At 72.9% G+C, this 23,683-nt stretch carries 25 protein-coding genes; 7 read left to right on the top strand and 18 right to left on the bottom strand.

Annotated features, from left to right (window positions below):
- Positions 1–64: 64 nt before the first annotated feature.
- On the bottom strand, positions 65–844 hold the full coding sequence (locus tag ACN6LM_RS22460; protein WP_445067168.1) for a hypothetical protein: 780 nt from the start codon (positions 842–844) through the stop codon (positions 65–67).
- 53 nt (positions 845–897) lie between these two features.
- On the opposite strand from ACN6LM_RS22460, the gene ACN6LM_RS22455 reads away from it, so the two are divergent.
- Complete coding sequence (locus ACN6LM_RS22455) at positions 898–2,184, top strand: MFS transporter (protein ID WP_445067167.1); 1,287 nt, start codon at positions 898–900, stop codon at positions 2,182–2,184.
- Between the two features lie 13 nt (positions 2,185–2,197).
- Here ACN6LM_RS22455 and ACN6LM_RS22450 read toward each other — a convergent pair whose 3' ends face one another.
- From ACN6LM_RS22450 to ACN6LM_RS22435, 4 genes are all read right to left on the bottom strand, one after another.
- Positions 2,198–3,004: a VOC family protein gene (locus ACN6LM_RS22450; RefSeq protein WP_445067166.1), complete on the bottom strand. Its 807-nt coding sequence runs from the start codon at positions 3,002–3,004 to the stop codon at positions 2,198–2,200.
- A gap of 43 nt (positions 3,005–3,047) precedes the next feature.
- Entirely contained in the window at positions 3,048–4,406 is a 1,359-nt protein-coding gene (locus tag ACN6LM_RS22445) for a carboxyl transferase domain-containing protein (protein WP_445067165.1), read from the bottom strand.
- Positions 4,399–5,859, bottom strand: a complete 1,461-nt coding sequence (locus tag ACN6LM_RS22440; protein ID WP_445067164.1) for an acyl-CoA synthetase — start codon at positions 5,857–5,859, stop codon at positions 4,399–4,401. The genes ACN6LM_RS22445 and ACN6LM_RS22440 overlap by 8 nt, the downstream gene beginning before the upstream one ends.
- Positions 5,860–5,937: 78 nt before the next feature.
- Complete coding sequence (locus tag ACN6LM_RS22435; RefSeq protein ID WP_445067163.1) at positions 5,938–7,149, bottom strand: nitrate/nitrite transporter; 1,212 nt, start codon at positions 7,147–7,149, stop codon at positions 5,938–5,940.
- A gap of 106 nt (positions 7,150–7,255) precedes the next feature.
- On the opposite strand from ACN6LM_RS22435, the gene ACN6LM_RS22430 reads away from it, so the two are divergent.
- Positions 7,256–7,687 carry an Lrp/AsnC family transcriptional regulator gene (locus tag ACN6LM_RS22430; RefSeq protein WP_026171549.1) on the top strand — a complete coding sequence of 144 codons (432 nt, stop codon included), beginning with the start codon at positions 7,256–7,258 and terminating at the stop codon, positions 7,685–7,687.
- A 9-nt stretch (positions 7,688–7,696) separates the two neighbouring features.
- Here the strand turns inward: ACN6LM_RS22430 and ACN6LM_RS22425 are convergent, their stop codons facing one another.
- From ACN6LM_RS22425 to ACN6LM_RS22410, 4 genes are all read right to left on the bottom strand, one after another.
- The gene (locus tag ACN6LM_RS22425) at positions 7,697–9,280 is read right to left on the bottom strand and encodes a GAF domain-containing sensor histidine kinase (protein WP_445067162.1); all 1,584 of its coding nucleotides are present in this window, start codon (positions 9,278–9,280) and stop codon (positions 7,697–7,699) included.
- Between the two features lie 21 nt (positions 9,281–9,301).
- Positions 9,302–10,339, bottom strand: a complete 1,038-nt coding sequence (locus ACN6LM_RS22420) for a rod shape-determining protein (RefSeq protein ID WP_445067161.1) — start codon at positions 10,337–10,339, stop codon at positions 9,302–9,304.
- A 210-nt stretch (positions 10,340–10,549) separates the two neighbouring features.
- On the bottom strand, positions 10,550–11,125 hold the full coding sequence (locus ACN6LM_RS22415) for a hypothetical protein (RefSeq protein ID WP_445067160.1): 576 nt from the start codon (positions 11,123–11,125) through the stop codon (positions 10,550–10,552).
- A 25-nt stretch (positions 11,126–11,150) separates the two neighbouring features.
- Complete coding sequence (locus ACN6LM_RS22410; protein WP_445067159.1) at positions 11,151–11,576, bottom strand: MarR family winged helix-turn-helix transcriptional regulator; 426 nt, start codon at positions 11,574–11,576, stop codon at positions 11,151–11,153.
- A gap of 121 nt (positions 11,577–11,697) precedes the next feature.
- On the opposite strand from ACN6LM_RS22410, the gene ACN6LM_RS22405 reads away from it, so the two are divergent.
- The 3 genes from ACN6LM_RS22405 (at position 11,698) to ACN6LM_RS22395 (ending at position 14,075) form a co-directional block, all read left to right on the top strand.
- The gene (locus ACN6LM_RS22405; RefSeq protein WP_445067158.1) at positions 11,698–12,717 is read left to right on the top strand and encodes an NADP-dependent oxidoreductase; all 1,020 of its coding nucleotides are present in this window, start codon (positions 11,698–11,700) and stop codon (positions 12,715–12,717) included.
- 89 nt (positions 12,718–12,806) lie between these two features.
- Positions 12,807–13,235: an organic hydroperoxide resistance protein gene (locus tag ACN6LM_RS22400; protein WP_073965309.1), complete on the top strand. Its 429-nt coding sequence runs from the start codon at positions 12,807–12,809 to the stop codon at positions 13,233–13,235.
- Positions 13,236–13,289: 54 nt separating this feature from the next.
- Complete coding sequence (locus ACN6LM_RS22395; RefSeq protein ID WP_445067157.1) at positions 13,290–14,075, top strand: EI24 domain-containing protein; 786 nt, start codon at positions 13,290–13,292, stop codon at positions 14,073–14,075.
- A 51-nt stretch (positions 14,076–14,126) separates the two neighbouring features.
- On the opposite strand, the gene ACN6LM_RS22390 is transcribed toward ACN6LM_RS22395, so the two are convergent.
- Positions 14,127–15,119, bottom strand: coding sequence for an aldose epimerase family protein (locus ACN6LM_RS22390; protein ID WP_445067156.1), 993 nt, complete (start codon positions 15,117–15,119; stop codon positions 14,127–14,129).
- Positions 15,120–15,130: 11 nt separating this feature from the next.
- A complete protein-coding gene (locus ACN6LM_RS22385) occupies positions 15,131–16,045 on the bottom strand; it encodes an SGNH/GDSL hydrolase family protein (protein WP_445067155.1) in 915 nt (304 codons plus the stop codon).
- A 279-nt stretch (positions 16,046–16,324) separates the two neighbouring features.
- On the opposite strand from ACN6LM_RS22385, the gene ACN6LM_RS22380 reads away from it, so the two are divergent.
- Entirely contained in the window at positions 16,325–16,819 is a 495-nt protein-coding gene (locus ACN6LM_RS22380; protein WP_164402570.1) for a DUF3145 family protein, read from the top strand.
- A gap of 111 nt (positions 16,820–16,930) precedes the next feature.
- On the opposite strand, the gene fabF is transcribed toward ACN6LM_RS22380, so the two are convergent.
- The 5 genes from fabF to ACN6LM_RS22355 all read right to left on the bottom strand — a co-directional run bounded on the left by fabF (position 16,931) and on the right by ACN6LM_RS22355 (position 21,830).
- Positions 16,931–18,193, bottom strand: coding sequence for a beta-ketoacyl-ACP synthase II (gene fabF / locus ACN6LM_RS22375; protein ID WP_445067154.1), 1,263 nt, complete (start codon positions 18,191–18,193; stop codon positions 16,931–16,933).
- 77 nt (positions 18,194–18,270) lie between these two features.
- A complete protein-coding gene (locus ACN6LM_RS22370; RefSeq protein WP_164402572.1) occupies positions 18,271–18,519 on the bottom strand; it encodes an acyl carrier protein in 249 nt (82 codons plus the stop codon).
- Positions 18,520–18,581: 62 nt separating this feature from the next.
- Positions 18,582–19,613 carry a ketoacyl-ACP synthase III gene (locus ACN6LM_RS22365; RefSeq protein ID WP_445067153.1) on the bottom strand — a complete coding sequence of 344 codons (1,032 nt, stop codon included), beginning with the start codon at positions 19,611–19,613 and terminating at the stop codon, positions 18,582–18,584.
- Positions 19,614–19,626: 13 nt separating this feature from the next.
- Complete coding sequence (locus ACN6LM_RS22360; protein ID WP_445067152.1) at positions 19,627–20,541, bottom strand: ACP S-malonyltransferase; 915 nt, start codon at positions 20,539–20,541, stop codon at positions 19,627–19,629.
- 89 nt (positions 20,542–20,630) lie between these two features.
- Positions 20,631–21,830 carry a PucR family transcriptional regulator gene (locus ACN6LM_RS22355; protein ID WP_177154061.1) on the bottom strand — a complete coding sequence of 400 codons (1,200 nt, stop codon included), beginning with the start codon at positions 21,828–21,830 and terminating at the stop codon, positions 20,631–20,633.
- Positions 21,831–22,003: 173 nt separating this feature from the next.
- On the opposite strand from ACN6LM_RS22355, the gene ACN6LM_RS22350 reads away from it, so the two are divergent.
- Entirely contained in the window at positions 22,004–22,660 is a 657-nt protein-coding gene (locus ACN6LM_RS22350) for a pirin family protein (protein ID WP_445067151.1), read from the top strand.
- Between the two features lie 25 nt (positions 22,661–22,685).
- On the opposite strand, the gene ACN6LM_RS22345 is transcribed toward ACN6LM_RS22350, so the two are convergent.
- Both ACN6LM_RS22345 and ACN6LM_RS22340 read right to left on the bottom strand, forming a co-directional pair.
- Positions 22,686–22,877 carry a hypothetical protein gene (locus ACN6LM_RS22345; RefSeq protein ID WP_445067150.1) on the bottom strand — a complete coding sequence of 64 codons (192 nt, stop codon included), beginning with the start codon at positions 22,875–22,877 and terminating at the stop codon, positions 22,686–22,688.
- Between the two features lie 105 nt (positions 22,878–22,982).
- On the bottom strand, positions 22,983–23,564 hold the full coding sequence (locus tag ACN6LM_RS22340) for a GNAT family N-acetyltransferase (protein WP_445067149.1): 582 nt from the start codon (positions 23,562–23,564) through the stop codon (positions 22,983–22,985).
- Positions 23,565–23,683 lie beyond the last annotated feature (119 nt).

The raw sequence follows: 23,683 nt of genomic DNA, 5'->3' as shown, positions 1-23,683 counted from the left end.
CGGGCAGGCCGCAGCAACCTCCTTGACAGATAAAGCAGTTGGGGTTGGTTGTCCGGCTCGAACGCTACGGCGCGTTCCCGTACTTCGGATTGGGCTCCCCGCGCACCGCACCCGTGACCTCCCCCGGGCACCCGGGCGGCGGGTATCCCGGCACGTCGCGGACCTTGTAGTAGACGCAGACCAGCCGCGGCCCATGGGGCAGCATCCGGGTCCCGCCGCAGGACGGGCAGCGCGCCTCCGTGTGGAGGAGGGTCCTCGGTTCCGTGAACACGTGGGGCAGGCGGGCCTCCGCGACGGCTGCCCGGGGCAGGGTCAGGCCGTAGTGGTCGCCGAGGACGCGGAGGACGCGGAGGACGCCGGAGGCGTCGTCCCCGAAGACGCCGTGGGGGTGGGCGCGGAAACCGGCCTCCGTGATCAGGCGCCGGCTCACCGGGTGGGAGGCGTCGGCCGTCCCGTACTCCCGGAGCGTCCAGTCGGTCTCGCCGTCCACCGTCACCGTGACGGACGGGGGGTCCATGGTGGTGTCGAGGATGTCCACGACCGTGTGGCGGGACCTGAGGTCTCTGCCGGGGGCCAGCCGGTCGTCGCGGTGTCCGGCCTCGGGCGTCTCCAGGGCGAACGCCCAACCGGCCGCCTCGCCCACCATCGCCCAGTCCGGCAGTTCCGAGGATCCGGGCCCGTGGAAGAGTTCCACGGCCCCCGGGGCGGTCTCCGGATCGATGAGCGTTCCCGGCCGCGCACCCAGGTGCACCGCGAGGGCCTCGGCGGTGATGCCCTTCACCATGGTGAGGGAGTAGCCCTCCCGGCCCAGCTCGTCGTCCAGCCACGCGATCCCGTCGGTCATGGCGGCACCTTAGGGCCTTCCTCCGGCGCCTCGGCCGGTCGATACCATTCCGCGTGACCGAATCCCTGACCGAATCCGCCGAGGGCGCCGATGAACCGGTGGCCCGGGGGCGGATATTCGCCGACCTGACCCCTTTGCGTACCTCGCCCGACTATCGGCGGCTCTGGTTCGGGAACACCGTGTCCTGGATCGGGCAGGGGATGACCGCGCTCGCGGTCTCGTTGCAGGTGTACGACCTGACCGGGTCGGCGTTCTCCGTGGGGCTCATCGGGGCGTGTTCGCTGGTGCCGCTCGTGGTGTTCGGGCTGTACGGCGGTGCCGTGGCGGACACCGTGGACCGGCGGAAGCTGGGGCTGGTCAGTGCGTTCGGCTCGTTCCTGCTGTCGGTGGCACTCGTCGGGGTCACCGTGGCCGGGGTCGAGCAGGTGGGGGTGCTGTACGCGGTCGTCGCGCTCCAGGCCGTCTGCTTCGCGCTCAACTCGCCCGCCCGCAGCTCGATGATCGCCCGGCTGCTGCCGGCCGGGCAACTGCCCGCCGCCAACGCGCTGAACTCGATGACCAGCACCACCGGCACGCTCGTCGGGCCCATGCTCGGCGGCCTCATCGTCGGCTGGTGGGGGTACCGGGCCGCGTACGGGGTCGACGCCGTCACCTTCACGGCCTCCCTCTACGCGATGTGGCGGCTGCCCTCCATGCTGCCCGACCGGGACGACGCGGCGGACCGGAAGCGGGCCTCCGTGCTGGACGGCCTGCGGTTCCTCGGGACCCGGCCCAACCTGCGGATGACGTTCCTCAGCGACCTCTGCGCCATGGTGCTCGCCCAGCCCCGCGCGCTCTTCCCCGTCGTCGCCGTCGTCTGGTACGGGGGCGACGCGAAGACCACCGGACTGCTCGTCGCCGCACCGGCGCTCGGGGCGCTCCTCGGCGGGGTCTTCTCCGGGTGGCTCGGCAGCGTCCGGCGGCACGGTCTCGCGGTCCTGGTCGCCGTCGCCTGCTGGGGCGCCGCCATCGCCGTCTTCGGGCTGACCCGGCAGCTCTGGCTGGGGATCCTGTTCCTGGCGCTCGCCGGGGCCGCCGACACCACGTCCATGGTCTTCCGCAACACCATGCTCCAGGCGGCCGTGCCGGACGAGCTGCGCGGACGGCTCCAGGGCGTCTTCATCGTGGTGGTGGCCGGCGGGCCCCGGCTGGGGGACTTCCTCGCCGGGTCCGCCGCCGACCTGACCTCGCCCGGGCTCGCCGTGACCGGCGGCGGGATCGCGTGTGCCGTCGCCGTGGGGCTGCTCGCGCTGCGGTGGCCCGCCTTCTCCCGGTACGACGCGCGCGACCCCGAGGCGTAAGGGGGCGGCGGCCCTACGCCTCCCTCTCCAGCTTCGGCATCTCGCCGCCCGTCGTCCTGCTGTCGAACAGCGAGAACGGTGCGCCCTGCGGGTCCGTGAGGGCGGCGAACCGGCCGAACGGGATGGTCATCGGACCGAACCGCAGCGTCGCCCCCAGCGACTTCGCCTTCTCCACCGCCGCGTCGCAGTCGTCCACCGCGAAGTACACGTTGATGTACGGCGGCACCTCCGCCGGGAAGTCGTCCGTCATCTTCATACGGCCCATGACCGGGTCGGCGCCGAGGTCGTAGAGCGTGAAGTCGGCCCCGTCGTCCACCATGCGCTGTACGCCGTAGCCGAAGACCGCCGGGAAGAAGGCGTCCGCCTCCTCCGGGGCGCGGGTGAAGACCTCGGCCCAGGTGAAGGCGCCGGGGACCATGCCGGCCTCGAAGCCCCGGTGGCTGCCGGGCTGCCATACGCCGAAGGTCACCCCGCCCGGGTCGGTGGCCAGCACCATCGTGCCGAACTCGCCGACCCGCATGGGCTCCACCAGGACGGTGCCGCCGTGGGCGCGGATTTTCGACGCGGTGGCGGCCGCGTCCGGCGAGGCCAGGTACAGGCACCAGCCGGTCGGCATCCCGCCCGGACCCGGCGGCATCAGCGCGGCGACCGCCTTGCCGTCCACCTGGGCCTGGGTGTAGTTGCCGTACTCCGGCAGCGATTCGCCGAACGTCCAGCCCAGCAGCTCACCGTAGAAGCGTTTCGCGCCCTCCAGATCGGTGAACGTCGCGTCGGCCCAGCACGGTGTGCCCTCGGTCGCTTCTGCGGGCATCGTGGTCATCTCCTCGTACGAGTGAACGCCCCCTGTTCACGCTAGCCAGCCTTCACGCCCCCTGCCTGTCGGCACGCGGGCCGGCGGCCACCGAGCGGGCCACGCCCAGCTCCACCAGGTCCTGCGGGCGCAGCCGCAGCTGCCCGGCCGTCTCCCGGACCCGGTCCGGGGAGCGCTTCAGGATCGCGGCGGCGAGCTCGGGCGCGATGACCGAGAAGTAGCTGTCCGGGGTGACGTGCGTGTTGTCCGGAGCGGCCAGTGCCAGCGCCCCGCCCGAGCCGCCCTCGCCGATCACCAGCGTCGTGACCGGGACCCGCGCCGCCGCCACCGCCGCGAACACGTCCGCGATGGCCGCCCCCGCACCCGCCCGCTCCGCCTCCGCGTCATTGGCCGCGCCCGGGGTGTCGACCAGCGTGAGGACCGGGACGCCCAAACGGTCGGCGAGCCGGATCACGCGGGCCGCCGTCCGGTAGCCGGCCGGGCGCGTCGCCGTGCCGCACTGCGCCACGTACGCCACCGCACGCCCCTCGCGCAGCCCGAATCCGCAGAGCAGCCCCGGGTCCGTGCCACCGCAGCGGTCGCCGCTCAGCGGAAGGCGCGCGTCGAAGTAGGCGTCCAGATAGGCTCCGGCGCGCGGCCGGTCCGCCGCCCGCGCGCGGAGCACCGCGTCCCAGCCCGTCTCCGGCAGGTCCGTCGCCGCGAGCGCCGCCGGGACCGGGGCGGGGGAGGGCGGGGTGTCCCGGTGGGCGAGCAGGCCGAGCCAGCGGCCCACCACGGCCGGCAGCTCCCCGGACCCCACGACCGCGTCGACCGAACCGGCCGCGAGCTGGCCCTCGGCGGTGTACGCGGCGGGGTCGGCGCCGGCCGGACGCACCCGCGACCCGGCGAACCCGATCTGCGCCCCGGGCAGCGCCAGGATCACATCCGCGCCCGCGCCCAGCGTGGCCCAGCCGCCCCCCGTCGTCGGGTCCCGCAGGACCGCGAGCTGTGCCGGGCCCGCCGCCCGCAGCCGGGCCGAGGCGCGGGCCACCCGCTGGAGCTGGGTCAGCGCGATCATGCCCTCCTGCATCCGGCTGCCGCCCGTGGCGATGAGCGAGACGAGCGGCAGCCGCCGGGTGACGGCCTCCTCGTACGCCGTTTCGAGCCGGTCCCCGGTGCGCTGCCCGAGCGACCCGCCCAGGAAGCCGAACTCGAACGAGAGCAGCACGCAGGGGTGCCCGCCGACCGTGGCGGTGCCGTGGACGACGGACTCCTCCTCGCCGGTACGCGCGGTGGCCCGGGACCGCGACTCGGCGTAGCCGGTCCAGCCGAGCGGTCCGTCGCCTGCGGTGTCCCCGGCGGGGGCGGGCAGCTCCGTGAACCCGTCGGTGAGCGCGGCGATCGCCTCGCGTGCCGTCAGCCGTTCAGCCATGGAGCGCCCGCTTCATGATCTTGCCCAGGTCGTTGCGCGGCAGCGCGTCCAGGTAGCGGACGGTGCGCGGGCGCTTGTGCGGGGCGAGCTGGGCCGCGACATGGTGCGCCAGCTCCTCGGCGGCGGGCGGGGCGGCCGGGTCGGCGGGTACCACCCAGGCCACGATCCGCTCGCCCAGGTCCGCGTCGGGTTCGCCGGTGACCGCCGCCTCCCGCACACCGGGGTGGTCGAGCAGCGCGTTCTCGATCTCACCGGCGCCGATCTTGTGGCCACCGCTCTTGATCAGGTCCGTGGCCTTGCGGCCGACGATGCGTACGTAGCCGTCCGGGTCGAGCGTGGCCATGTCGCCCGTGCGGAACCAGCCGTCGGCGGTGAGCGCGGCGGCCGTCGCGTCGGGCCGGTTCAGATAGCCGGTGAACAGGTTGGGGCCGCGCACCTGGATCTCGCCGATCGCGTCCGCGCCGGTGAGCGGGGTGCCGTCCTCCTCGACCAGGCGCAGCTCCACGCCGCGCAGGGGCGGACCGACCGTGCCGGGGCGCGGGGCGCCGTCGGCCCGTACGCCCGTGTTCATCAGGGTCTCCGTCATGCCGTACCGCTCGATGACCCGGCGGCCGGTCGCCGCCGCGATGCGCTCGTGGTCGTGGACCGGCAGCGCGGCCGACCCGGAGACCAGCAGCCGGGCGCCCGCCAGGGCCTTCGCGAGCCCGGCCGGCGCCTCCCGGCCGGCCAGTGACTCCGCGAGCCGGTGGTACATCGTCGGTACGCCGAACAGCATCGTGCCGCCCGCGCCCAGCTCCCTGGCCACGCCCTCCGGCGTGAACCGGCCCAGGTGGCGCACCGAGCCGCCCCGGCGCAGCGGGCCCAGGACGCCGAGGATCAGCCCGTGCACGTGGAAGAGGGGGAGCGCGTGCACCAGGACGTCGTCGGCGGTCCATCCCCAGGCGTCCTCCAGCGCGTCCAGCGACGCGGCGAGCGCCCGGCGGGGGAGCACGGCGCCCTTCGGCGGGCCGGTCGTCCCGGAGGTGTACACGACGAGCGCGGGGGCCTCCGGGTCCGGTTCCGGGAGGACGGCGGCGGGCGCGGGGTCCGGGGACGCGGTGGTGACGTCGAGGCGTCCGAGACCGGCCAGGGCGGGCGGGAGGACGTCGTCGGGCGAGGCGAGCACCAGCGAGGGCGCGCTGTCCGCGACGATGTGGGCGAGCTCCCGTTCACCCGTCCTCGGGTTCAGCGGGACGGCCGGCACCCCGGCCCGGAGCGCGGCGACGACCGCGACGACGGTGTGCGCGGTCGGTGTGGCCCAGACGGCGACCCGGCCGGCGCCGGTGAGCCGGGCGGCCAGGGCGTCCGTGACCCGGGCCAGCCCGGAGTAGGTGAGGGTGACGTCGTCGAACCGGACGGCCTCGTGGACGGCTGCCGGACCGGACGGGTCCTGGAGTGCGGGCAGAAGTGGCATCACCCTGCGCACCCTAGGGTGCGGCGCTCCGCCCGGCCCCGGGAACCGGCGCGAATGAGGCCCGCCTCACGCCCCGCCTCATCCGTCCCCCCGCACGTTCCGCATGCGCCCGTACGCGTACACGCAGCCCGCCAGCGCCAGGTCGGACAGGAGCATGAAGCCGATCGAGTACGAGTCCTTCGCGCTGTAGATCGCCCCCATCACCAGCGGCGGTACGAACCCGCCGAGTCCGCCCATCGCGCCGACGATGCCGGTCACGCTGCCCACCTTCGCCTGCGGGGTGACCTGGGAGACCAGCGCGAAGACACTGCCGCTCGCCGTGCCCAGGCCCGCCGCCATGACCAGCAGCGCGACCGTGCCCGTCGGGTCCAGCCGCGGGTCGAACGCCTGGACGATCGCCATCAGGGCGGCCACGCCCAGCGCCACCGAGGTGACGAGCGCCGGGTGGATCCGGTCCGAGAGCCAGCCGCCGATCGGCCGGAAGATGACGGTGACCAGGGCGAACCCGGCCGCCTTCGTGCCCGCGTCGGTCGGCGTCAGCTCGTACCACGTCTTGAGGTACGTCGGCAGGTACACGCCGAACGCCACGATGCCGCCGAAGCCGATCGCGTACAGCGCGGACAGCTCCCAGGTGACCCGCAGCCGGCCCGCCGAGCCCAGCCGGTGGGCCAGCGAATCCGTCGGCACCTTGCGGCCCGGGTGGTCGTTGATGAGCAGCCCGGAGAGCGCCGCGTACACCACGAGGGCGCCGGCGACCACGAGGAACGGCAGGTTGTCGCCGTGCTTGGCGATGCGCGGTGTGAAGTAGCCGGACAGCGCGACGCCGCCCATGCCCATACCGAAGACGCCGAGCGCGAGACCGCGTTTGGCGGGCGGGAACCACGAGTTGACCAGCGGGATGCCGATCGCGAACGTCGTGCCGCCGACGCCCAGCAGGAATCCCACGGCGAGCATCGCCCCGTACGAGTTCCTCGCCGGGATCAGCAGCAGCACCGGCAGGATGGTCAGTGCCGAGGTCAGCGGGAACATCAGCCGCGCCCCGAACTTGTCGGTCAGCGCGCCCACCGGGATCCGGCCCAGCGAGCCGACCAGCACCGGCACCGCCACCAGCAGCGACTGCTGGAACGAGCTCAGGCCGAGGCGGTCCTTGTAGTCCCCCGACATCGGCGCGATCAGGTTCCACGCCCAGAAGGTGAGCGTGAAGCCGATCGTGGCCATGATCAGATTCCGGTACGCGGCGGAGCCCGGGGCGTCCACGGGTGCGGGTGACTGCTTCGCGGCTGTGTCCACACAGCCAGTCAAGGACGGCAACGGGCCGTGGGCCCGTCGGCCTGCTCCGTACGGGGGATACCGCCCCACTCTTCGCATATGCGCCGAAACTGTCACAATGGGGACCATGGATCGTCTGGACAGGGAAATCCTCGGTGTCCTCCAGGAGGACGCCCGGATCTCGTACCGCGACCTGGGCGTACGGGTCGGACTCAGCGCCAACGCGGCGGCCGACCGGGTCCGGCGGCTGCGCAAGGACGGTGTCATCCGCGGCTTCACGGTGATCGTGGACCCGGCCGCCGACACCCGCACCGGGCTCGTCGTCTTCATCGACGTGACCCTGCGGATGGACACCACCAACGAGACGTTCGAACGGGCGGTGCTGACCCTGCCCGGCATCACCGAGGTGGTGCACGTGACGGGCGGCCACGACTATCTCGTACGCGCCACCGCCGCAGACACCGCCGCCCTGGACACCCTCCTGCGCCGCCTCAAACGCGAGGCGGGCGTCGCGCACTCGAACACCCGGGTCGCCCTGCGCGCCGCCCCCGGCCCGTGACCCGCTCCCTCACAGCGGCGCCTCCCAGGTCACCGTCCCCGCCCGCGAACCGTCCGGCTCGCGCCCGTCGTCCGCCACCGTGAGGCGGACCCCGCCCCGCCCGTCCGGCAGGGTCGCCGTCGCGTCCACCTCCACCTCGATCGCCGAGACCCCGGCCCGCCGGTGCGCCGCCGCCAGCGCGCCCCGCAGCGCCGCGAGCAGCCGCTTGCCGACCGGCTCCGCCACCAGCGCGTCCACCGCCCCGGCGAACCGCACCGACGGCTGGAAGCCGAGCACCGCCGCCGCGCCCCCGGTCTCCCGGAGAACCTGCCCCCGAAAGGTGGCGGGGGCCTCGGCGGGCGGCTGCTGGAGCGCGAAGATGGCCGTCCGCACCTCCTGGATCGTGGAATCCAGCTCGTCCACGGCCGTCCCGAGCAGCTCGCCCGTCTCCCCGGCACCGGCCCTCCGGCGCGTCGACTCCAGCATCATCTCGGTGGCGAACAGCCGCTGGACGACCAGATCGTGCAGATCCCGCGCGATCCGGTCGCGGTCCTCGTACACCGCCAGCCGCTCCCGGTCCTGCTGCGAGTCCGCCAGCACCAGGGCCAGCGCGGCCTGCGAAGCGAACTGGGCGGCCAGCAGCCGGTCCAGGCCGGTGTACGGGCGCGCTCCGCGCCGCCGGGGCAGGGCGAGCGTCCCGATGAGCCGGCCCCCGCTCTGCAACGGCAGCATCATGCTCGGCCCGAACCGCGACCGTACCGGCGTCGTCATCCGGGGATCGGTCGCAGAGTCCTCGATGAACACGGCCTCGCCGCCGAGCAGCTGTTCGAGGACGGGGGAGCCGGGGGCGATCGCCGTGCCCACCAGACCGGCCGGGTCCTCGTGCGTCGAGGCGACCACGATCTCCATCCCGCCCGCGTCGGTGGGCTGGAGGATCACCCCGGCCGAGGCGTCACTGAGCAGCCGTGCCCGCTCCGCCACCGTCGTCAGCGCGTCGGACAGGTTCTCGCCGGTGAGCAGGGTGTTGGTGACGGCCGCCGCGCCCTCGATCCAGCGTGCCCGCTGGCGGGCGCTCTCGTACAGCCGGGCGTTGCCGATCGCGATGCCCGCCTGCGCGGAGAGGACCTTCAGCAGTCCCGCGTCCGTCTCGGTGAAGTGCCCGGTGGGCTTCTCGGCGAGGTAGATGTTGCCGAAGACCTCGTGGTGCACCCGGATCGGGGCGCCGAGGAACGAGCGCATCGGGGGGTGCCCGGGCGGAATGCCGGTGGCACGCGGATCGGCCGTCAGATCGTCGGAGCGCAGCGGACCCGGTGCGTCGACGAGAGCGCCGAGCATGCCGGTGTGCCCGTCCGGGAAGTCACCGATCGCCGCCTGCTCGTCCTCGCTCATCCCGCATACGTACAGCTCGCGGATCGTGCCGCGTACGGGGTCCAGTACGCCCAGCGCCCCGTACCGGGCGTCGGTCAGGGCGGTCGCGGTGTCGATGATCTGCTGGAGCGTGGCCCGGAGTTCGAGGTCCGAGCCGACGCTCAGCACGGCTTCCAGCAGCCGGGGCAGCAGCGGCGACCTGGGCAGGCCCCGGTCCGGGAGCGCCCCTTGTGGCCGGTCCGTCATCCGCCGCTCCCGCCGCCCGGGTCAGCTCGCCAGCGGGTCGAGCACCAGGGGGCTGATCTCGCCCTCCATCATGGCGCCCAGACCGAGGATCGAGCAGGTGTCGGGCCGCTCCGCGATGTGCACCGGCACGCCGGTCGCATCGCGCAGCATCCGGTCGAGGCCGGGCAGCAGGGCGCTCCCGCCGACCATCATGATCCCGCAGTCCGCGAGGTCGGCGACCAGGTCGGGCGGGCAGTCCCGCAGCACCTTGCCCACACCGTCCAGGACGGCGGTGAGCGGGCGGTGGATCGCCTGCCGGATCGCGGCGGTGTCGACCTGGACGGACCGGGCGAGGCCGGTGGCGACGTCCCGGCCGTGGATCTCGGTGACCGAGGGGCCCTGTGCGGTCAGCCCGTTGTCGCTCAGGGCGAGCTGGAGGGGGCGCACGGACTGGCTCGGCAGCATCAGTTCGTGGTGCTGGCGCAGGTGCTGGATCACCGCGTGGTCGATCGCGTCGCCGCCGACCGGGAGGCGTACCGCCGTCACGATCGAGCCGAGCGAGAGCACCGCGATCTGCGTCGTCGCGGCCCCGCACACCATGATCATGGTCGCGGTCGGCTGCTCGACCGGGAGCCCGCAGCCGACGGCCGCCGCGATCAGGGTGTCGACCAGCTCCACCCGCCGGGCGCCGAGGCCGACCAGGGTCTCCACGGAGGCCCGCCGCGCGAGCGGGTCGCTGTCGTGCGGCGTGCAGGCGGCGGCGCGCAGCCAGGGCTTGCGGCGCAGCTGGCGCCGGAGTTTCTCGCCGAGCAGGTGGCGCAGCATGCGCTGGGCCATCTCGATGTCCACGACGGTCCCGCCGGACACGGGCCGGGCCACCCGGATGTAGTCCGGGGTCCGGCCCGTCATCTGCTCCGCGAGCGCGCCCACGGCGATGAGTGAGCCGGTACGGGTGTTGACGGCGGCGACACTCGGCTCGTCCACGACGAGGCCGGGCCCCTTGACGTACACGCGGGTGCGGGAGGCCCCCAGGTCGACGGCGACGTGGCAACGGCGCAACTGCTCAAGGCTGACGGTCACGGCGGGTTCCTCCCGAGAGCGTTGAGGGCGACCGACGGACAGCCGGCTCTCCTGAAAGCCTGCGCCGTTCGGGGCCCCCACGCCCGCTGGACTGAGCCGGAGGAGGGACACCCTGACGGCGTGTCGAGCGCGTTGCGCGCCCATGGCGCGTCCGCACGTACGAACACCGCCCCGGCACCCGCATCCGGCCCGTCCGGCGTTCGGGGCCCCTCAACCCCCCGGCACCACCCGCTGCAACAACCCCCACGTGAACTCCGCGACACACGCGCCCGCCCCGGTCCCGATGCCCAACGCCCACCGTGTCGGCGCGCTCCCCTCCATCGGCCGCGCCGGGGCGAAGGCACGGGCGACCTCGTCCACCGTGCACGACCAGGGCACGAGGTCGTCCACCGTCCGCAGCACCGGCACCGCCGCGCCCCGCGCCCGTACCAGCCACTCGTTCCACACCGCGCCGCCCGGCGCCACCATCACCTCGAACCGCAGCTCCGGCCAGAGCGGAACCGGCCACAGCAGCACGTCGAACTCCAGGTCACCCAGGACCCGGCGGCCCGTCGACTCCGGCTCGCCGAGCACCGACCGGTAACGCCGCAGCGCTCCCCGCCCGCGCGGTGCCCGGACCATCGCCTGCCACCGCCGGTTCGCCTCCCGCATCTCCGCGAGCGACGCGCCCAACTCGCGCCGGGCGTCCTCCACCAGTCCCGGCTGGTGGTCCGCCATCCGGCGCAACAGGACGAGCTGGAACTCACGGGGCCCGAAGCGGGGCCCGGAAGGGGCGGCGGCGCTCATGGACCCCATCGTGCCCGCCCGCCGCTCAGGCGCCCAGCATCCGCCGCAGCAGATCCCGCAGCACCGTCCGGTCCGCCGCGGACAGCCCCGCCAGCGGCTCCCGCGCGAAGTCCAGCGCGTCCCGAAGCTGCGCGGCCGTCGCCGCGCCCCGCTCGGTCGGCGCGGCCAGCTTCACCCGCCGGTCGGCCGGGTCCGGACGCCGCTCCACCAGGCCGCGCGCCTCCAGCCGGTCCACGATCCCGGTCACGTTGGACGGCTCGCACTTCAGCTTCTGGGCGATCCTGCGCATGGGAAGCGGCTCGACGGACAGCAGTCCCAGCACCCGGGCCTGCGCGCCCGTGAGGCTGTGCTCGGCGGCCGCCCGGTCGTACTCCTCGTAGTAACGCGCGACGACGCTGCCGATGAGCTCGATGACTTCGAGGGTCAGGGGGTCTGTGCGCGGGGTGGCCATGACACACAGGATAACCAGTTGCTTGACAACATGAAATATCCAGGAGCATGGTTGTTTCAGGTAGTGAAGCTTTTCGGGCTTCCGTTGAACCGACACCCCACACCGAGGAGACCCCGAGCCCATGTCTGCAGCTCTTCCCACGTCCGGCCGCGAATGGCACCTCACCGCCCGCCCGCACGGCTGGCCGAAGGCCGAGGACTTCGCACTGCGTGAGGCCGAGGTCGCCGCCCCCGCCGAGGGCCGGGTCCTCGTGCGCAACCTGCACTTCTCCGTAGACCCCTACATGCGCGGCCGGATGAACGACGTGAAGTCGTACACCCCGCCGTTCAAGCTCGACCACCCCATGGACGGCGGCGCCGTCGGCGAGGTCGTCGCGTCGAACGCCGAGGGCTTCCAGGTGGGCGACCACGTCCTGCACGGCCTCGGCTGGCGCGAGTACGCGAGCGTCCCCGCCCAGCACGCGGTGAAGGTCGACGGCTCGATCGCCCCCCTCTCCGCCTACCTCGGCGTGCTCGGCATGACCGGGCTCACCGCCTACGCCGGTCTGTTCGACGTGGCGTCCTTCAAGGAGGGCGACGCGGTCTTCGTCTCCGGCGCCGCCGGCGCGGTCGGCAGCCAGGTCGGCCAGATGGCGAAGATCAAGGGCGCGTCCCGGGTCATCGGCTCCGCGGGCTCCGACGAGAAGGTCAAGCTCCTCACCGAGGAGTACGGCTTCGACGCCGCGTTCAACTACAAGAACGGCCCCGTCGCCGAGCAGCTGCGCGAGGCCGCCCCCGACGGCATCGACGTCTACTTCGACAACGTCGGCGGCGAGCACCTGGAAGCGGCGATCTCCTCGTTCAACGTGCACGGCCGCGCCACCATCTGCGGCATGATCGCCCAGTACAACGCCACCGAGCCCAGCCCCGCCCCGCGCAACCTCGCGCTGGTCATCGGCAAGCGGCTGCGCCTCCAGGGCATGCTCGTCGGCGACCACCAGGACCTCCAGCAGCAGTTCGTCCAGGACGTGGCCGGCTGGCTGGCCTCGGGCGAGCTGAAGTACCGCGAGACGGTCGTCGAGGGCATCGAGAACGGCGTGGACGCCTTCCTCGGCCTGCTGCGCGGCGAGAACACCGGGAAGATGATCGTCTCCCTCGGCTGAACCGCCCTTCCCCGTACCCGTTAGGCTCAACCCAGGCCGCCGCGATCGTGGGCGCGAGTCGCGGCGCATCAGCAGGAGGAATCCTCAGCATGACCATTCAGAACATAGCCGTCGCGTACACCGCCGTCGCCACCGCCGAGAACGGTCGTGACGGCCGCGTCGCCTCGGACGACGGCAAGCTCGACGTCGTCGTCAACCCGCCGAAGGAGATGGGCGGCAGCGGCGCCGGCACCAACCCGGAGCAGCTCTTCGCCGCCGGTTACAGCGCCTGCTTCCAGGGTGCGCTGGGCGTCGTCGCCCGCCAGGAGAAGGCCGACATCTCCGGCTCCACGGTGACCGCGGCGGTCTCCATCGGCAAGACCGAGGCCGGCGGCTTCGGTCTGGAGGTCGCCATCACCGCGACCATCCCGAACGTCGACAGGGCGACCGCGCAGGCGCTCATCGAGAAGGCCCACCAGGTCTGCCCGTACTCGAACGCCACGCGCGGCAACATCAAGGTGGAGCTCGCGGTCGCCTGACCGCGCCCCTCCCACTGAACCGAGCCCCGTCCCGGGTCCCGCTAGGCTGAGGCCATGCGTGATCTCGGGGCGGGGCTCGGTTTTCTGATCAAGGGCCAGCGCTGGGTGTTCGGCCACGGCAAGTGGTTCGGCATAGGGCTGCTGCCCGGTCTGATCACCCTCGTGCTGTACGCGGGCGCCCTCGTCGGCCTCGGCTACGGCGCCGACGACCTGGCGGCGTGGGCGACGCCGTTCGCCGACGACTGGTCCTCGCCCTGGCTGGGCCTGCTGCGCAACACCCTGACCGTGCTGGTCTTCGTCCTCGGCCTGTTCCTGGCCGTGATCACCTTCACCGCCGTGACCCTGCTGGTCGGGCAGCCCTTCTACGAGTCGCTGTCCGAGGAGGTCGAGCGCACCGAGGGCGGCACGGTCCCCGAATCCGGGCTGCCGCTCTGGCGGGAGCTGTGGATCTCCGCCCGCGACAGCGTGCGCATCCTGGTCCGGGTCGGGCTGTACGCGATCCTGCTCTTCGCCCTGGGCTTCGTGCCCGTCGCCGGGCAGACCGTCGTCCCCGTCCTCGGCTTCTGCGTCACCGGGTACTTCCTGGCCGAGGAGCTGACCGCCGTCGCGCTCCAGCGCCGGGGCATGGCGCTGAAGGACCGCCTCGCCCTGCTGCGCGGCAACCGCGTGCGCACCCTCGGCTTCGGCGTACCGCTGGGGCTGGCGTTCATGCTGCCGTTCGTCGCGGTGGTCCTCATGCCCGGGGCCGTCGCGGGGGCGACCCTGCTGGCGCGGAGCCTGGTCGGCGACGAAGAGGCGGACGACGCGGGCAAGGGTGAGACGGCCGCCGCCGCGGACTGAACGGCCGCCCCGCTCACCGCACCGCGAACCGCCCGGCCCACCGCGAACCGCTCAGCGCACCGAGAACCCGTACACCGTCGTGGACGCGAACACCTCGCCCGGCCGCAGTACCGTGCTCGGGAACTCCGGCCGGTTCGGCGAGTCCGGGAAGTGCTGGGTCTCCAGGGCGATCCCCGCGCACGGGCCGAACGGCCGCCCGTCCATGTGGTCGGCCGTGTACAGCTGGAGCCCGGGCTCCGTCGTCGTCACCGTCAGCACGCGCCCGGACCCCTCGTCGTACAGCTCCGCCGCCGGGGCCGTGCCGTCGAGCACGAAGTTGTGGTCGTACCCCTTGCCCACCGGCAGGGGCTCGCGGAAGTCGAAGCGCGTGCCCTCCACCGGCAGGAACTCGCCGGTCGGCAGCGACTCCTCGTCCACCGGGGTGACCGCCCCGGCCGCGATCCGCAGCCGCTGACCGAGCGCGCTGCCGCTGTCGGCACCCGCCAGGTTCCAGTAGGTGTGGTTCGTCAGGTTCAGCACGGTCGGCGCGTCCGTCACCGCCCGGTACGCGATGCGCAGCGCCCCGCCCTCGTCCAGCGTGTACGCCGCCGTCAGCTCGACGCGCCCGGGGAAGCCCTCCTCGCCGTCCGCCGAGACGAGGGACAGCTCCACCCCCTCCGGGACCGCGCGCGCGTCCCACACCCGCTTGTCGAAGCCACGCACCCCGCCGTGCAGCTGGTTGCGGCCCTCGTTGCGCGTGAGGTGGTGCGTACGGCCGTCCAGCTCGAAGGACGCCCCGCCGATCCGGTTCGCGTACCGGCCGACGAGTGCCCCGAAGTACGGCGCCGTGTACTCCTGGTACGAGGCCAGGTCGGGCAGCCCGAGGGCGATCCCGGCCCGTACGCCGTCCCGGTCCGGCACCTCGGCCGACTGCACGATGCCGCCGTACGTCAGCACCCGCACCCGTGTGCCGTCCCGCTCCAGCGTCCAGCGGTGCACCGCGGTGCCGTCCGCGAGGGTGCCGAAGTGCTCCGTACCGATCACCGTGCCCGAACCCGTTTCCATGATCAGCGACTCTACGCGGGTGGTCGCACCGCCGTGACATTCCGGTAGGCGATCTCGGCGAGCCGCGCCTGCCCGTTGCGGCCGGGGTGGAACCAGTCCCACTGGCTGAGCTGCTTGCCGGTGAACCGGTAGTCGAACACCGCCCCGCCGTCGTACCGGCAGCGGCGGTCCTTCGCGCACACCTCGCGCAGCACCTTGTTGTACGCCACGACCCGCTCCTGCACCGCGGTGCGCCGGGCCACCGCCGCCGCGCCCATGTCGTCCGCGTCGGACAGCATCGACTTGCAGATGCCCAGCTTCCAGATCTGCTTGCCCAGCGGGTTGGCGCGCCCCTGCGACCACAGCCGCTTCAGGTCCGGCACGCTCGACACGTACACCTGCGTCTTCGGCGCCCCGGCGCGCAGCTCGCGCAACGACGTCTCGAACGACCTCCGGAAGTCCGCCACCGGAGTCATCGACCGCACCGAGTCCCGGCAGGCGTCGTTGGCGCCGATCATCACCGTCACCAGGCCGGGGTCCTCGTCCGCCGCCAGCGCCATCTGCTCCGGCAGTTGCGCCATCCGGGCGCCCGTCACCGCGTGGTTCCAGCTGTGGTCCGCCGCGCCGGACGCGCCCAGGAGCCGGACCGCCAGGCTGCGCACCGAGCTGTCCGTGCCGGTCGACCAGGAGACCTCCGGGCAGTCGGCCAGCACCGAACACGCGTCGAAGCCGCGCGTGATGGAGTCCCCGACCGCCGCGATCGACTTCGGCCGCGGGTCCCAGACCGGGCCCGCCGCCGGGGACGGACGGCGCTCGGCCGCCGAGCCCTTCGTCGTCCCGTCGGACCCCGAGCCGCAGCCGGCCAGCGCCGCCGAGCCCAGGCAGGCCAGAGTGGCCAGCCCCGCCAGTGCGGTGCGTGAGCGGTGCCGTGCGGACCGATCCGGCATTGCCTGGTCTCCTCCTTGTTCGTGCCCCGCCGCTCCGCCGGGTGAAGACTGAGCGAAGAAGGGGCCCTGGACCGACGGTACGTCACACCTCCGACACCGGGGCGCGGTAGCTTTTCCCCGTCGAACCAGTGGCTTGCGCGGCGCCCGGCTCCACTCGGGTGGCATCCGAACATCACACCGCGTCACATACTGTCGCTTTTCCGGAGAATATCTCCCGATGATGTTTACTGATGACAGGCCGCTGGGGAAGGCGAACCTCGTCCCACACTGGAGGTCCCGGTGACGACACGTGGAGTCCTGTACGTTCACTCCGCGCCGCGCGCGCTCTGCCCACACGTCGAATGGGCGGTGGCGGGAGTCCTCGGCGGGCGGGTGCAGCTCGACTGGATCAGACAGCCGGCGGCGCCGGGCACCTGGCGCTCCGAATTCTCCTGGCAGGCACGGCCCGGCACGGCGTCCAAGCTGGCGTCCGCGCTGCGCGGCTGGGACCTGCTGCGTTTCGAGGTGACGGCGGAGCCGTCACCCACGGCGGAGGGTGAGCGCTACAGCTCGACGCCCACGCTGGGCATCTTCCACGCCGTCACCGGCATGCACGGCGACATCCTGGTCCCCGAGGACCGCCTCCGCGCCGCGCTGGCCCGTTCCGCGGGCGGCGAGACGGACCTGGCGGCGGAGATCGCCAAGCTCCTCGGCAAGCCGTGGGACGACGAGCTGGAGTCGTTCCGCCATGCGGGCGAGGGCGCTCCCGTCCGCTGGCTGCACCAGGTCGTGTGACCGGGCGCCGTCCCGGACCGCGCTCCTCGATCGCCGGAGGGGCCGGGGCAAGCAGAAGCCCGCACCCCCTCAGGGGCACGGGCTTCACGCACAAGCGACGTGCTTCACGCGTCAGACGCTACGGAACGCCAGCACCACGTTGTGGCCGCCGAAGCCGAACGAGTTGTTGATCGCCGCGATCGGCCCCTCCGGCAGCGCCCGGGGCGCCTCCCGGACGATGTCCGCGTCGATCTCCTCGTCCAGGTTGTCCACGTTGATCGTCGGCGGAGCCATCCGGTGGTGCAGCGCCAGGACCGTCGCCACGGTCTCGATGCCGCCCGCACCGCCGAGCAGGTGGCCCGTCATCGACTTCGTCGCGGAGATCGCGACGTGGTCCAGGTCCTCGCCCAGCACCGCGCGCAGCGCCTTGACCTCCGCGAGGTCACCCTGCGGGGTGGACGTCGCGTGGGCGTTCAGGTGGGCGATCTCCGACGGCTTGAGGTCCGTCTGGTCCAGCAGGTTCTGCATCGCCGCGGCGATACCGCGACCCGTCGGCTCCGGCTGCGCGATGTGGTGGGCGTCGGCCGAGAGGCCCTGGCCCAGCACCTCGCAGTAGACCCGGGCGCCCCGCTTCGCCGCGTGCTCCGCGGACTCCAGGACGACGACACCGGCGCCCTCGCCGAGGACGAAGCCGTCGCGGCCCACGTCGTACGGGCGGGAAGCCTTCTCCGGCTCGTCGTTGCTCTTGGACATCGCCATCATGTTGGCGAAGGCGGCGATCGGCAGCGGGTGGATCGCCGCCTCGGTGCCGCCGGCGAGGACCACGTCGGCGCGGCCGGTGCGGATCATCTCGACGGCGTACCCGATCGCCTCGGCACCCGAGGCGCAGGCGGAGACCGGGGTGTGGACGCCCGCCTGGGCGTTCACCTCGATACCGACATTCGCGGCCGGGCCGTTGGGCATGAGCATGGGCACGGTGTGCGGGGAGACGCGGCGTACGCCCTTCTCCTTGAGCACGTCGTACTGGTCGAGCAGGGTGATCACGCCGCCGATACCGGAGGCGATCACCGAACCCAGCCGCTCGGGCTGGATCGTTTCGTCCTCACCGGCCTTGCCGGTGAAGCCCGCGTCCGCCCACGCCTCGCGGGCCGCGATCAGCGCGAACTGCGCCGAGCGGTCCAGGCGGCGGGCGAGCGGACGGGGCAGGACGTCAGCGGGATCGACGGCCGCCAGGGCCGCGATCCGGACAGGCAGTTCGGCGAAACGTTCGCCCTCAAGAGGCTTGACGCCGGAACGCCCGGCCATCAGACCTTCCCAGGTCGATGCGGAATCGCCACCCAGCGGAGTGGTTGCGCCGATACCGGTGACGACCACGGTGCGATTGGTCGAGTTCACTGGAAAATCTTCTCCACGTGTAGGGGGTCGTGAATCAGCGGCGCCACCGCCGGGTGGCGACACACGAACCGGCTGGATCAGTCCTGGTGCTTGAGGATGTAGTCCGCGGCGTCGCCGACGGTCTTGAGGTTCTTGACGTCCTCGTCCGGGATCTTCACGTCGAAGCGCTCCTCGGCGGCGACGACGACCTCGACCATGGACAGCGAGTCGACGTCCAGGTCGTCCGTGAAGGACTTGTCGAGCTTGACGTCCTCGGTCGGGATACCGGCGATCTCGTTGACGATCTCGGCGAGACCCTCGACGATCTCTTCCTGCGTGGCGGCCATTTCGGCGCTCCTTCGATGTATTTCTGCTGGGTTCGGGCGTCCGGGCGAAAAGCCCGGTGTGCCTAGGGGAGAGTAACGACCGTCGCGGCGTAGACGAGACCCGCCCCGAAGCCGATGACGAGCGCGGTGTCGCCGCTCTTGGCCTGACCGGTCGCCAGGAGCCGCTCCATGGCGAGCGGGATCGAGGCGGCGGAGGTGTTGCCGGTGGTCTCCACGTCACGGGCGACCGTGACGCTCTCCGGCAGCTTCAGCGTCTTCACCATCGAGTCGATGATCCGCATGTTGGCCTGGTGCGGGATGAAGACGTCCAGGTCTTCCGGGGAGATCCCGGCCGCGTCCAGCGCCTGCTGGGCGACCTTCGCCATCTCGAAGACGGCCCAGCGGAACACCGCCTGGCCCTCCTGCGTGATGGCGGGGAACTTGACCTCGCCGCGGTCGTTGAGGGGCAGCTTCGTGACATCGCCGAGCTGGAAGTCGTTCCACGCCACGGTCTGCTTGATCGTCTCGGACTTGTCGCCCTCGGAGCCCCAGACCGTCGGGCCTATGGCGGGCACCTTGGAGGGGCCGACGATGACCGCCCCGGCGCCGTCGCCGAACAGGAAGGCCGTGGCCCGGTCGGTCAGGTCGGTGAGGTCGCTCAGCCGCTCCACACCGATGACGAGTACGTACTCCGCCGAGCCCTCGACGATCATGCCCTTGGCCAGGGTCAGCCCGTAGCCGAAGCCCGCGCAGCCGGCCGAGATGTCGAAGGCGGCGGGCTTGCCCGCGCCGACCTTGTGGGCGATCTCGGTCGCGATGGCCGGGGTCTGCTTGAAGTGCGAGACGGTGGAGACGATGACCGCGCCGATCTGCTCCGGGGTGATCCCGGCATCCGCGATGGCCTTGCCGGACGCCTCGACGGACATCGCGGCCACGGTCTCCTCCTCGGAGGCCCAGTGGCGGGTCGCGATACCGGAGCGGGAACGGATCCACTCGTCGGACGAGTCGATCGTCTCCAGGATGACCTCGTTGGGCACCACCCGGGTCGGGCGGTAGCCGCCGACACCCATGATCCGCGCGTACGGAGCGCCCTGGCTTGGCTTGATCTTCGACATGCTCTCGGGCTCCTTAGGCGCCCGCGTGCTCAGAGATGAGCGCGCGGGCCGCGTCGAGGTCGTCGGGGGTCTTGAGCGCGAGGGTCGGGACGCCGGGCAGCGCCCGCTTCGCCAGGCCGGTGAGCGTGCCGCCGGGGCAGACCTCGATGAGCGCGGTGACGCCCATCTCCTTGAAGGTCTCCATGCACAGGTCCCAGCGGACCGGGTTCGCGACCTGGCCGACGATCCGGGTGATGACCTCGTGGCCGGTGGCGACGGTCTTGCCGTCGGCGTTCGAGACGTACGTCACCGAGGGCTCTGAGACGTCCAGGTCCCCGGCCGCGGCGCGCAGCCGCTCGACGGCGGGCGCCATGTGGTGCGTGTGGAAGGCGCCGGCCACCTTCAGGGGCACCACGCGGCGCACACCCTCCGGCTTGTCCTCGGTCAGCGCGGCGATCTGGGCGGCGGTGCCCGCGGCGACGATCTGGCCGGCCCCGTTGACGTTCGCCGGGGTCAGCCCGAGCTTCTCCAGGTGCTCCACGGTGACCTCGGGGTCGCCGCCGAGCAGGGCCGCCATCCCGGTCTCGGTGACCGCGGCGGCCTCGGCCATGGCGAGCCCGCGCGTACGGACGAAGCGCAGCGCGGCCTCCTCGCCGATGACACCGGCGAACGAGGCGGCGGTGATCTCACCGACGCTGTGGCCGGCGACGACGTCCGGAGAGGCGTCGAGCGCGGAGGCCGACAGCAGACCGGCGGCGACCAGCAGCGGCTGGGCCACCGCGGTGTCGCGGATCTCCTCCGCGTCCGCCTCGGTGCCGTAGCGCAGGAGGTCGAGCCCGATGGCGTCGGACCAGGCCGCGATGCGGTCGGTGGCACCGGGGAGGTCGAGCCAGGGAGTCAGGAAGCCGGGCGTCTGAGCGCCTTGGCCGGGAGCGACGAGTACGAGCACCCTCACACTCTCTCTTGTGAACGGTCCGGAACACCCGTGGGGACAGGGACGAAGAACCGTAGGGGGAATTGTTGATGTCCGACAAAAGTCTAGGACTGCGTATCCCGGTCGGCCAGGCGCCCCAGGATCAGGGCGATTCGCAGAGTGAACGCCGAGCGCACATCGGAAGGTGACCAGCCGGTGACGTCTGTCACACGTCGAAGCCGGTAGCGCACGGTGTTGGGATGCACGAAGAGCATCCTGGCCGCGCCCTCCAGGCTGCTCGCCTGCTCCAGATACACACTCAGCGTCTCCAGGAGCGCGGAGCCCGCCTCTTCCAGCGGTCTGTAGATCTCCTCCACCAACTGCTCGCGCGCGGCAGGGTCGCCCGCCATCGCGCGCTCCGGCAGCAGATCGTCCGCGAGCACCGGCCTCGGCGCGTCCTGCCAGGCTCCGCACGCCTTCAGCCCGGCGGCCGCGGCCTGCGCGGAGCGGGTCGCGGCCAGCAGGTCCGCCACCACGGGCCCGGCCACCACGGGGCCCGCCGCGTACGGCCCGATCAGGGCCTTCGCCACCTGGAGCGGGTTGTCGCTGCCGCCCGCGATGACCACCAGGCGGTGGCCGAGCACCCCGGTGAGGACCTGGAGCTTGGCGTGCCGGGCGGCGCGCCGGATCGCCTCCACGGTCAGCTCGCTGTCCCCGTCCGGGGCGGTGCCGAGCAGCACGCAGACGTGCTCGGGGGAGTTCCAGCCGAGGGCGGCGGCCCGGGAGACGGCGCCCTCGTCGGCCTCGCCGGACAGCACCGCGTTCACCACGAGCGATTCGAGGCGGGCGTCCCAGGCGCCCCGGGCCTCGGCCGCCTGCGCGTACACCTGGGCGGTCGCGAACGCGATCTCGCGGGCGTACACGAGCAGCGCCTCCCGCAGCACCGACTCGTCGCCGGGCGCGGCGACCTCGTCGATCGCGGCCTCCATGACCTCGATCGTGGTCCGCACCATCTCGACGGTCTGCCGCAGTGTGATCGCCCGGGTCAGCTCGCGCGGGGCGGTCCCGAAGACGTCGGTCGAGATCGCCTGCGGGGTCTCCGGATGCCGGAACCACTCGGTGAACGCGGCGATACCGGCCTGGGCGACCAGGCCGATCCAGGACCGGTTCTCCGGGGGCATCGCCCGGTACCACGGCAGCGACTCGTCCATGCGGGCGATCGCGTTCGCGGCCAGCCGGCCGGAGGACTGCTCAAGCCGCTTCAGGGTCGCGGCATGGAGGTGGGCGTCGTTCGCAGCGGGCTGCTCAGGATCGGGTCGGGGCACGTGCACAAGACTGCCCTATCCGGCCGCGCGTCCGGATGGCCGGGGCCGGTGGCGGCCGGGTCCGGGGCGCGGAGCAAGGGTTTCCGGGGCCCTCCGGCGCTCCGCGGGCCCGATGGCGGGCCGGTTCCGCCGCGGGCGGGGCCGCGCGAGGGCCGGCGGGCTACCGTGGACGGGTGATTTCCGTACACCGCGCGGGCGACCGGTTCGAGGGCGGGGACGCGGCGGCCGGCATCGCGTCCCGCCACTCGTTCTCCTTCGGCACCTTCTACGACCCCGACAACCTCCGCTTCGGCCCGGTCCTCGCCTGCAACGAGGAATGCCTCGCACCCGGCGCGGGCTTCGAGGAGCACCCGCACAGCCATACGGAGATCGTCACCTGGGTCGTCGAGGGCGAGCTGACGCACCGCGACTCGGCCGGCCACGCCACGGTGGTCCGGGCCGGTGACGTCCAGCACCTCAGCGCCGCGTCCGGCGTCCGCCACGTCGAACGCAACGACGGCGAGCGCCCGCTGACGTTCCTTCAGATGTGGCTCGCGCCCCTGGAGCCCGGCGGCGAGCCCTCGTACACGACCGTCCCGGGCATCGCCGACTCCACCCCGTACGCCCTCCCCGAGGCAGGCGCCATGCTCCATGTGCGCCGCCTCTCGGAGGGCGGGCGCGCGGAGGTCCCCTACGCCCCACGGGTCTACGTCCACGTGGTGCGGGGGACCGTACGCATCGGCGCCGAGGAGCTGGCGGCGGGCGACGCGGCCCGCGTCACCGCTGAACGGGGTCTCGAACTGGTCGCCGCCGACGCGGCCGAGGTGCTGGTCTGGGAGCTGTGCGACTGACCGGCACCCCGGCCACCGGCCCGCGTCAGCGGGCGTGGTGCCGGTCGGTCTGCTGGCGCGGGATCTCACTCAGCCGCACCGCCGCCGGGCGCCGACGGCTCCGGCCGCTGCTCCGGCCGGGAAACGCGTTGCGCCGCGCGGGCACCTTCGGGGCCAGGGCCACGAAGGCGAGCGGGGCGAGGACCGCGACGAGGATCAGCACGATGAGGGCGTTCATGTTCCTGCCTTCCGTCGGGTACTGACGGTCTGTCACTACGTGTCGTAACCGGAAACCGGCCCCGTAAACACGATGGGTGACGAAAATTGCGGTGGCGGGGGCGGGCTACCGCCGCCACATCGACCACATCGGCGGCCCGGACCGGAACGTCATCTCCTCGCGGACCTCGAAGCCGTGGCGGCGGTAGAAGGTGAGGTTGCGGCTGTTGCTCGACTCCAGGAAGACCGGGCGGCCGTCCGCGTCCGCCCGTTCCAGCAGGCCGCCGAGGACCACCGAGCCGCGTCCCGTACCGCGTGCGTCGGCGTGGGTGCCGATGTACTCGACGTACCAGTGCGCGGGGCCGGCCGGGTGCCGGTGCTCCAGGGCGAGCAAGCGCCCGGCCGTGCGGGGGAGCTGCGCCCGGCTCGCCCGCAGCAGCGTGCCCGCGTTGCGCAGCAGGTAGCTCGCCGGGAGCTTCCAGGCACCGGGTTCCGCCCAGACGGCCGCCACCGTGCGGTCCTCGTCCGTCCACACCCGGCCCGCCGGGATCTGCTGTGCCAGGTGCGCGGTGAACAGCAGCCGCAGCCGCCGGTCGCGGTCGCGGGGCATCAGCCAGGACCAGACCGGGTCCTCGGCGTACGCGCTCGCCAGCACGCCCGCGAGCGCGGGGACGTCGGACGCGGTGGCGCGGACTGTGTCGTCGGTCATGGGCGGGGAGCGTAGCGGCCGTCCGTGACCGGCGGCCAGCGTCCCGGCAAGACCGGTGGACCGGCCAACGGGGCACGACTTTCGGCTATCACCGTGCGGGATCTCGACTGCGTGGCGGG

This window comes from Streptomyces sp. SAS_281, assembly GCF_052542855.1.
Note: the sequence above shows the minus strand (reverse complement) of the source record. Positions and strands in the feature narration are given on the sequence as shown.

Excerpts from the sequence above, each read along its gene's own strand:
- ACN6LM_RS22460 (WP_445067168.1), bottom strand. The coding sequence starts at position 844 with ATGACCGACGGGATCGCGTGGCTGGACGACGAGCTGGGCCGGGAGGGC.
- ACN6LM_RS22450 (WP_445067166.1), bottom strand. The coding sequence starts at position 3,004 with ATGACCACGATGCCCGCAGAAGCGACCGAGGGCACACCGTGCTGGGCC.
- ACN6LM_RS22445 (WP_445067165.1), bottom strand. The coding sequence starts at position 4,406 with ATGGCTGAACGGCTGACGGCACGCGAGGCGATCGCCGCGCTCACCGAC.
- ACN6LM_RS22440 (WP_445067164.1), bottom strand. The coding sequence starts at position 5,859 with ATGCCACTTCTGCCCGCACTCCAGGACCCGTCCGGTCCGGCAGCCGTC.
- ACN6LM_RS22430 (WP_026171549.1), top strand. The coding sequence starts at position 7,256 with ATGGATCGTCTGGACAGGGAAATCCTCGGTGTCCTCCAGGAGGACGCC.
- ACN6LM_RS22425 (WP_445067162.1), bottom strand. The coding sequence starts at position 9,280 with ATGACGGACCGGCCACAAGGGGCGCTCCCGGACCGGGGCCTGCCCAGG.
- ACN6LM_RS22415 (WP_445067160.1), bottom strand. The coding sequence starts at position 11,125 with ATGAGCGCCGCCGCCCCTTCCGGGCCCCGCTTCGGGCCCCGTGAGTTC.
- ACN6LM_RS22410 (WP_445067159.1), bottom strand. The coding sequence starts at position 11,576 with ATGGCCACCCCGCGCACAGACCCCCTGACCCTCGAAGTCATCGAGCTC.
- ACN6LM_RS22405 (WP_445067158.1), top strand. The coding sequence starts at position 11,698 with ATGTCTGCAGCTCTTCCCACGTCCGGCCGCGAATGGCACCTCACCGCC.
- ACN6LM_RS22400 (WP_073965309.1), top strand. The coding sequence starts at position 12,807 with ATGACCATTCAGAACATAGCCGTCGCGTACACCGCCGTCGCCACCGCC.
- ACN6LM_RS22395 (WP_445067157.1), top strand. The coding sequence starts at position 13,290 with ATGCGTGATCTCGGGGCGGGGCTCGGTTTTCTGATCAAGGGCCAGCGC.
- ACN6LM_RS22390 (WP_445067156.1), bottom strand. The coding sequence starts at position 15,119 with ATGGAAACGGGTTCGGGCACGGTGATCGGTACGGAGCACTTCGGCACC.
- ACN6LM_RS22385 (WP_445067155.1), bottom strand. The coding sequence starts at position 16,045 with ATGCCGGATCGGTCCGCACGGCACCGCTCACGCACCGCACTGGCGGGG.
- ACN6LM_RS22370 (WP_164402572.1), bottom strand. The coding sequence starts at position 18,519 with ATGGCCGCCACGCAGGAAGAGATCGTCGAGGGTCTCGCCGAGATCGTC.
- ACN6LM_RS22365 (WP_445067153.1), bottom strand. The coding sequence starts at position 19,613 with ATGTCGAAGATCAAGCCAAGCCAGGGCGCTCCGTACGCGCGGATCATG.
- ACN6LM_RS22345 (WP_445067150.1), bottom strand. The coding sequence starts at position 22,877 with ATGAACGCCCTCATCGTGCTGATCCTCGTCGCGGTCCTCGCCCCGCTC.
- ACN6LM_RS22340 (WP_445067149.1), bottom strand. The coding sequence starts at position 23,564 with ATGACCGACGACACAGTCCGCGCCACCGCGTCCGACGTCCCCGCGCTC.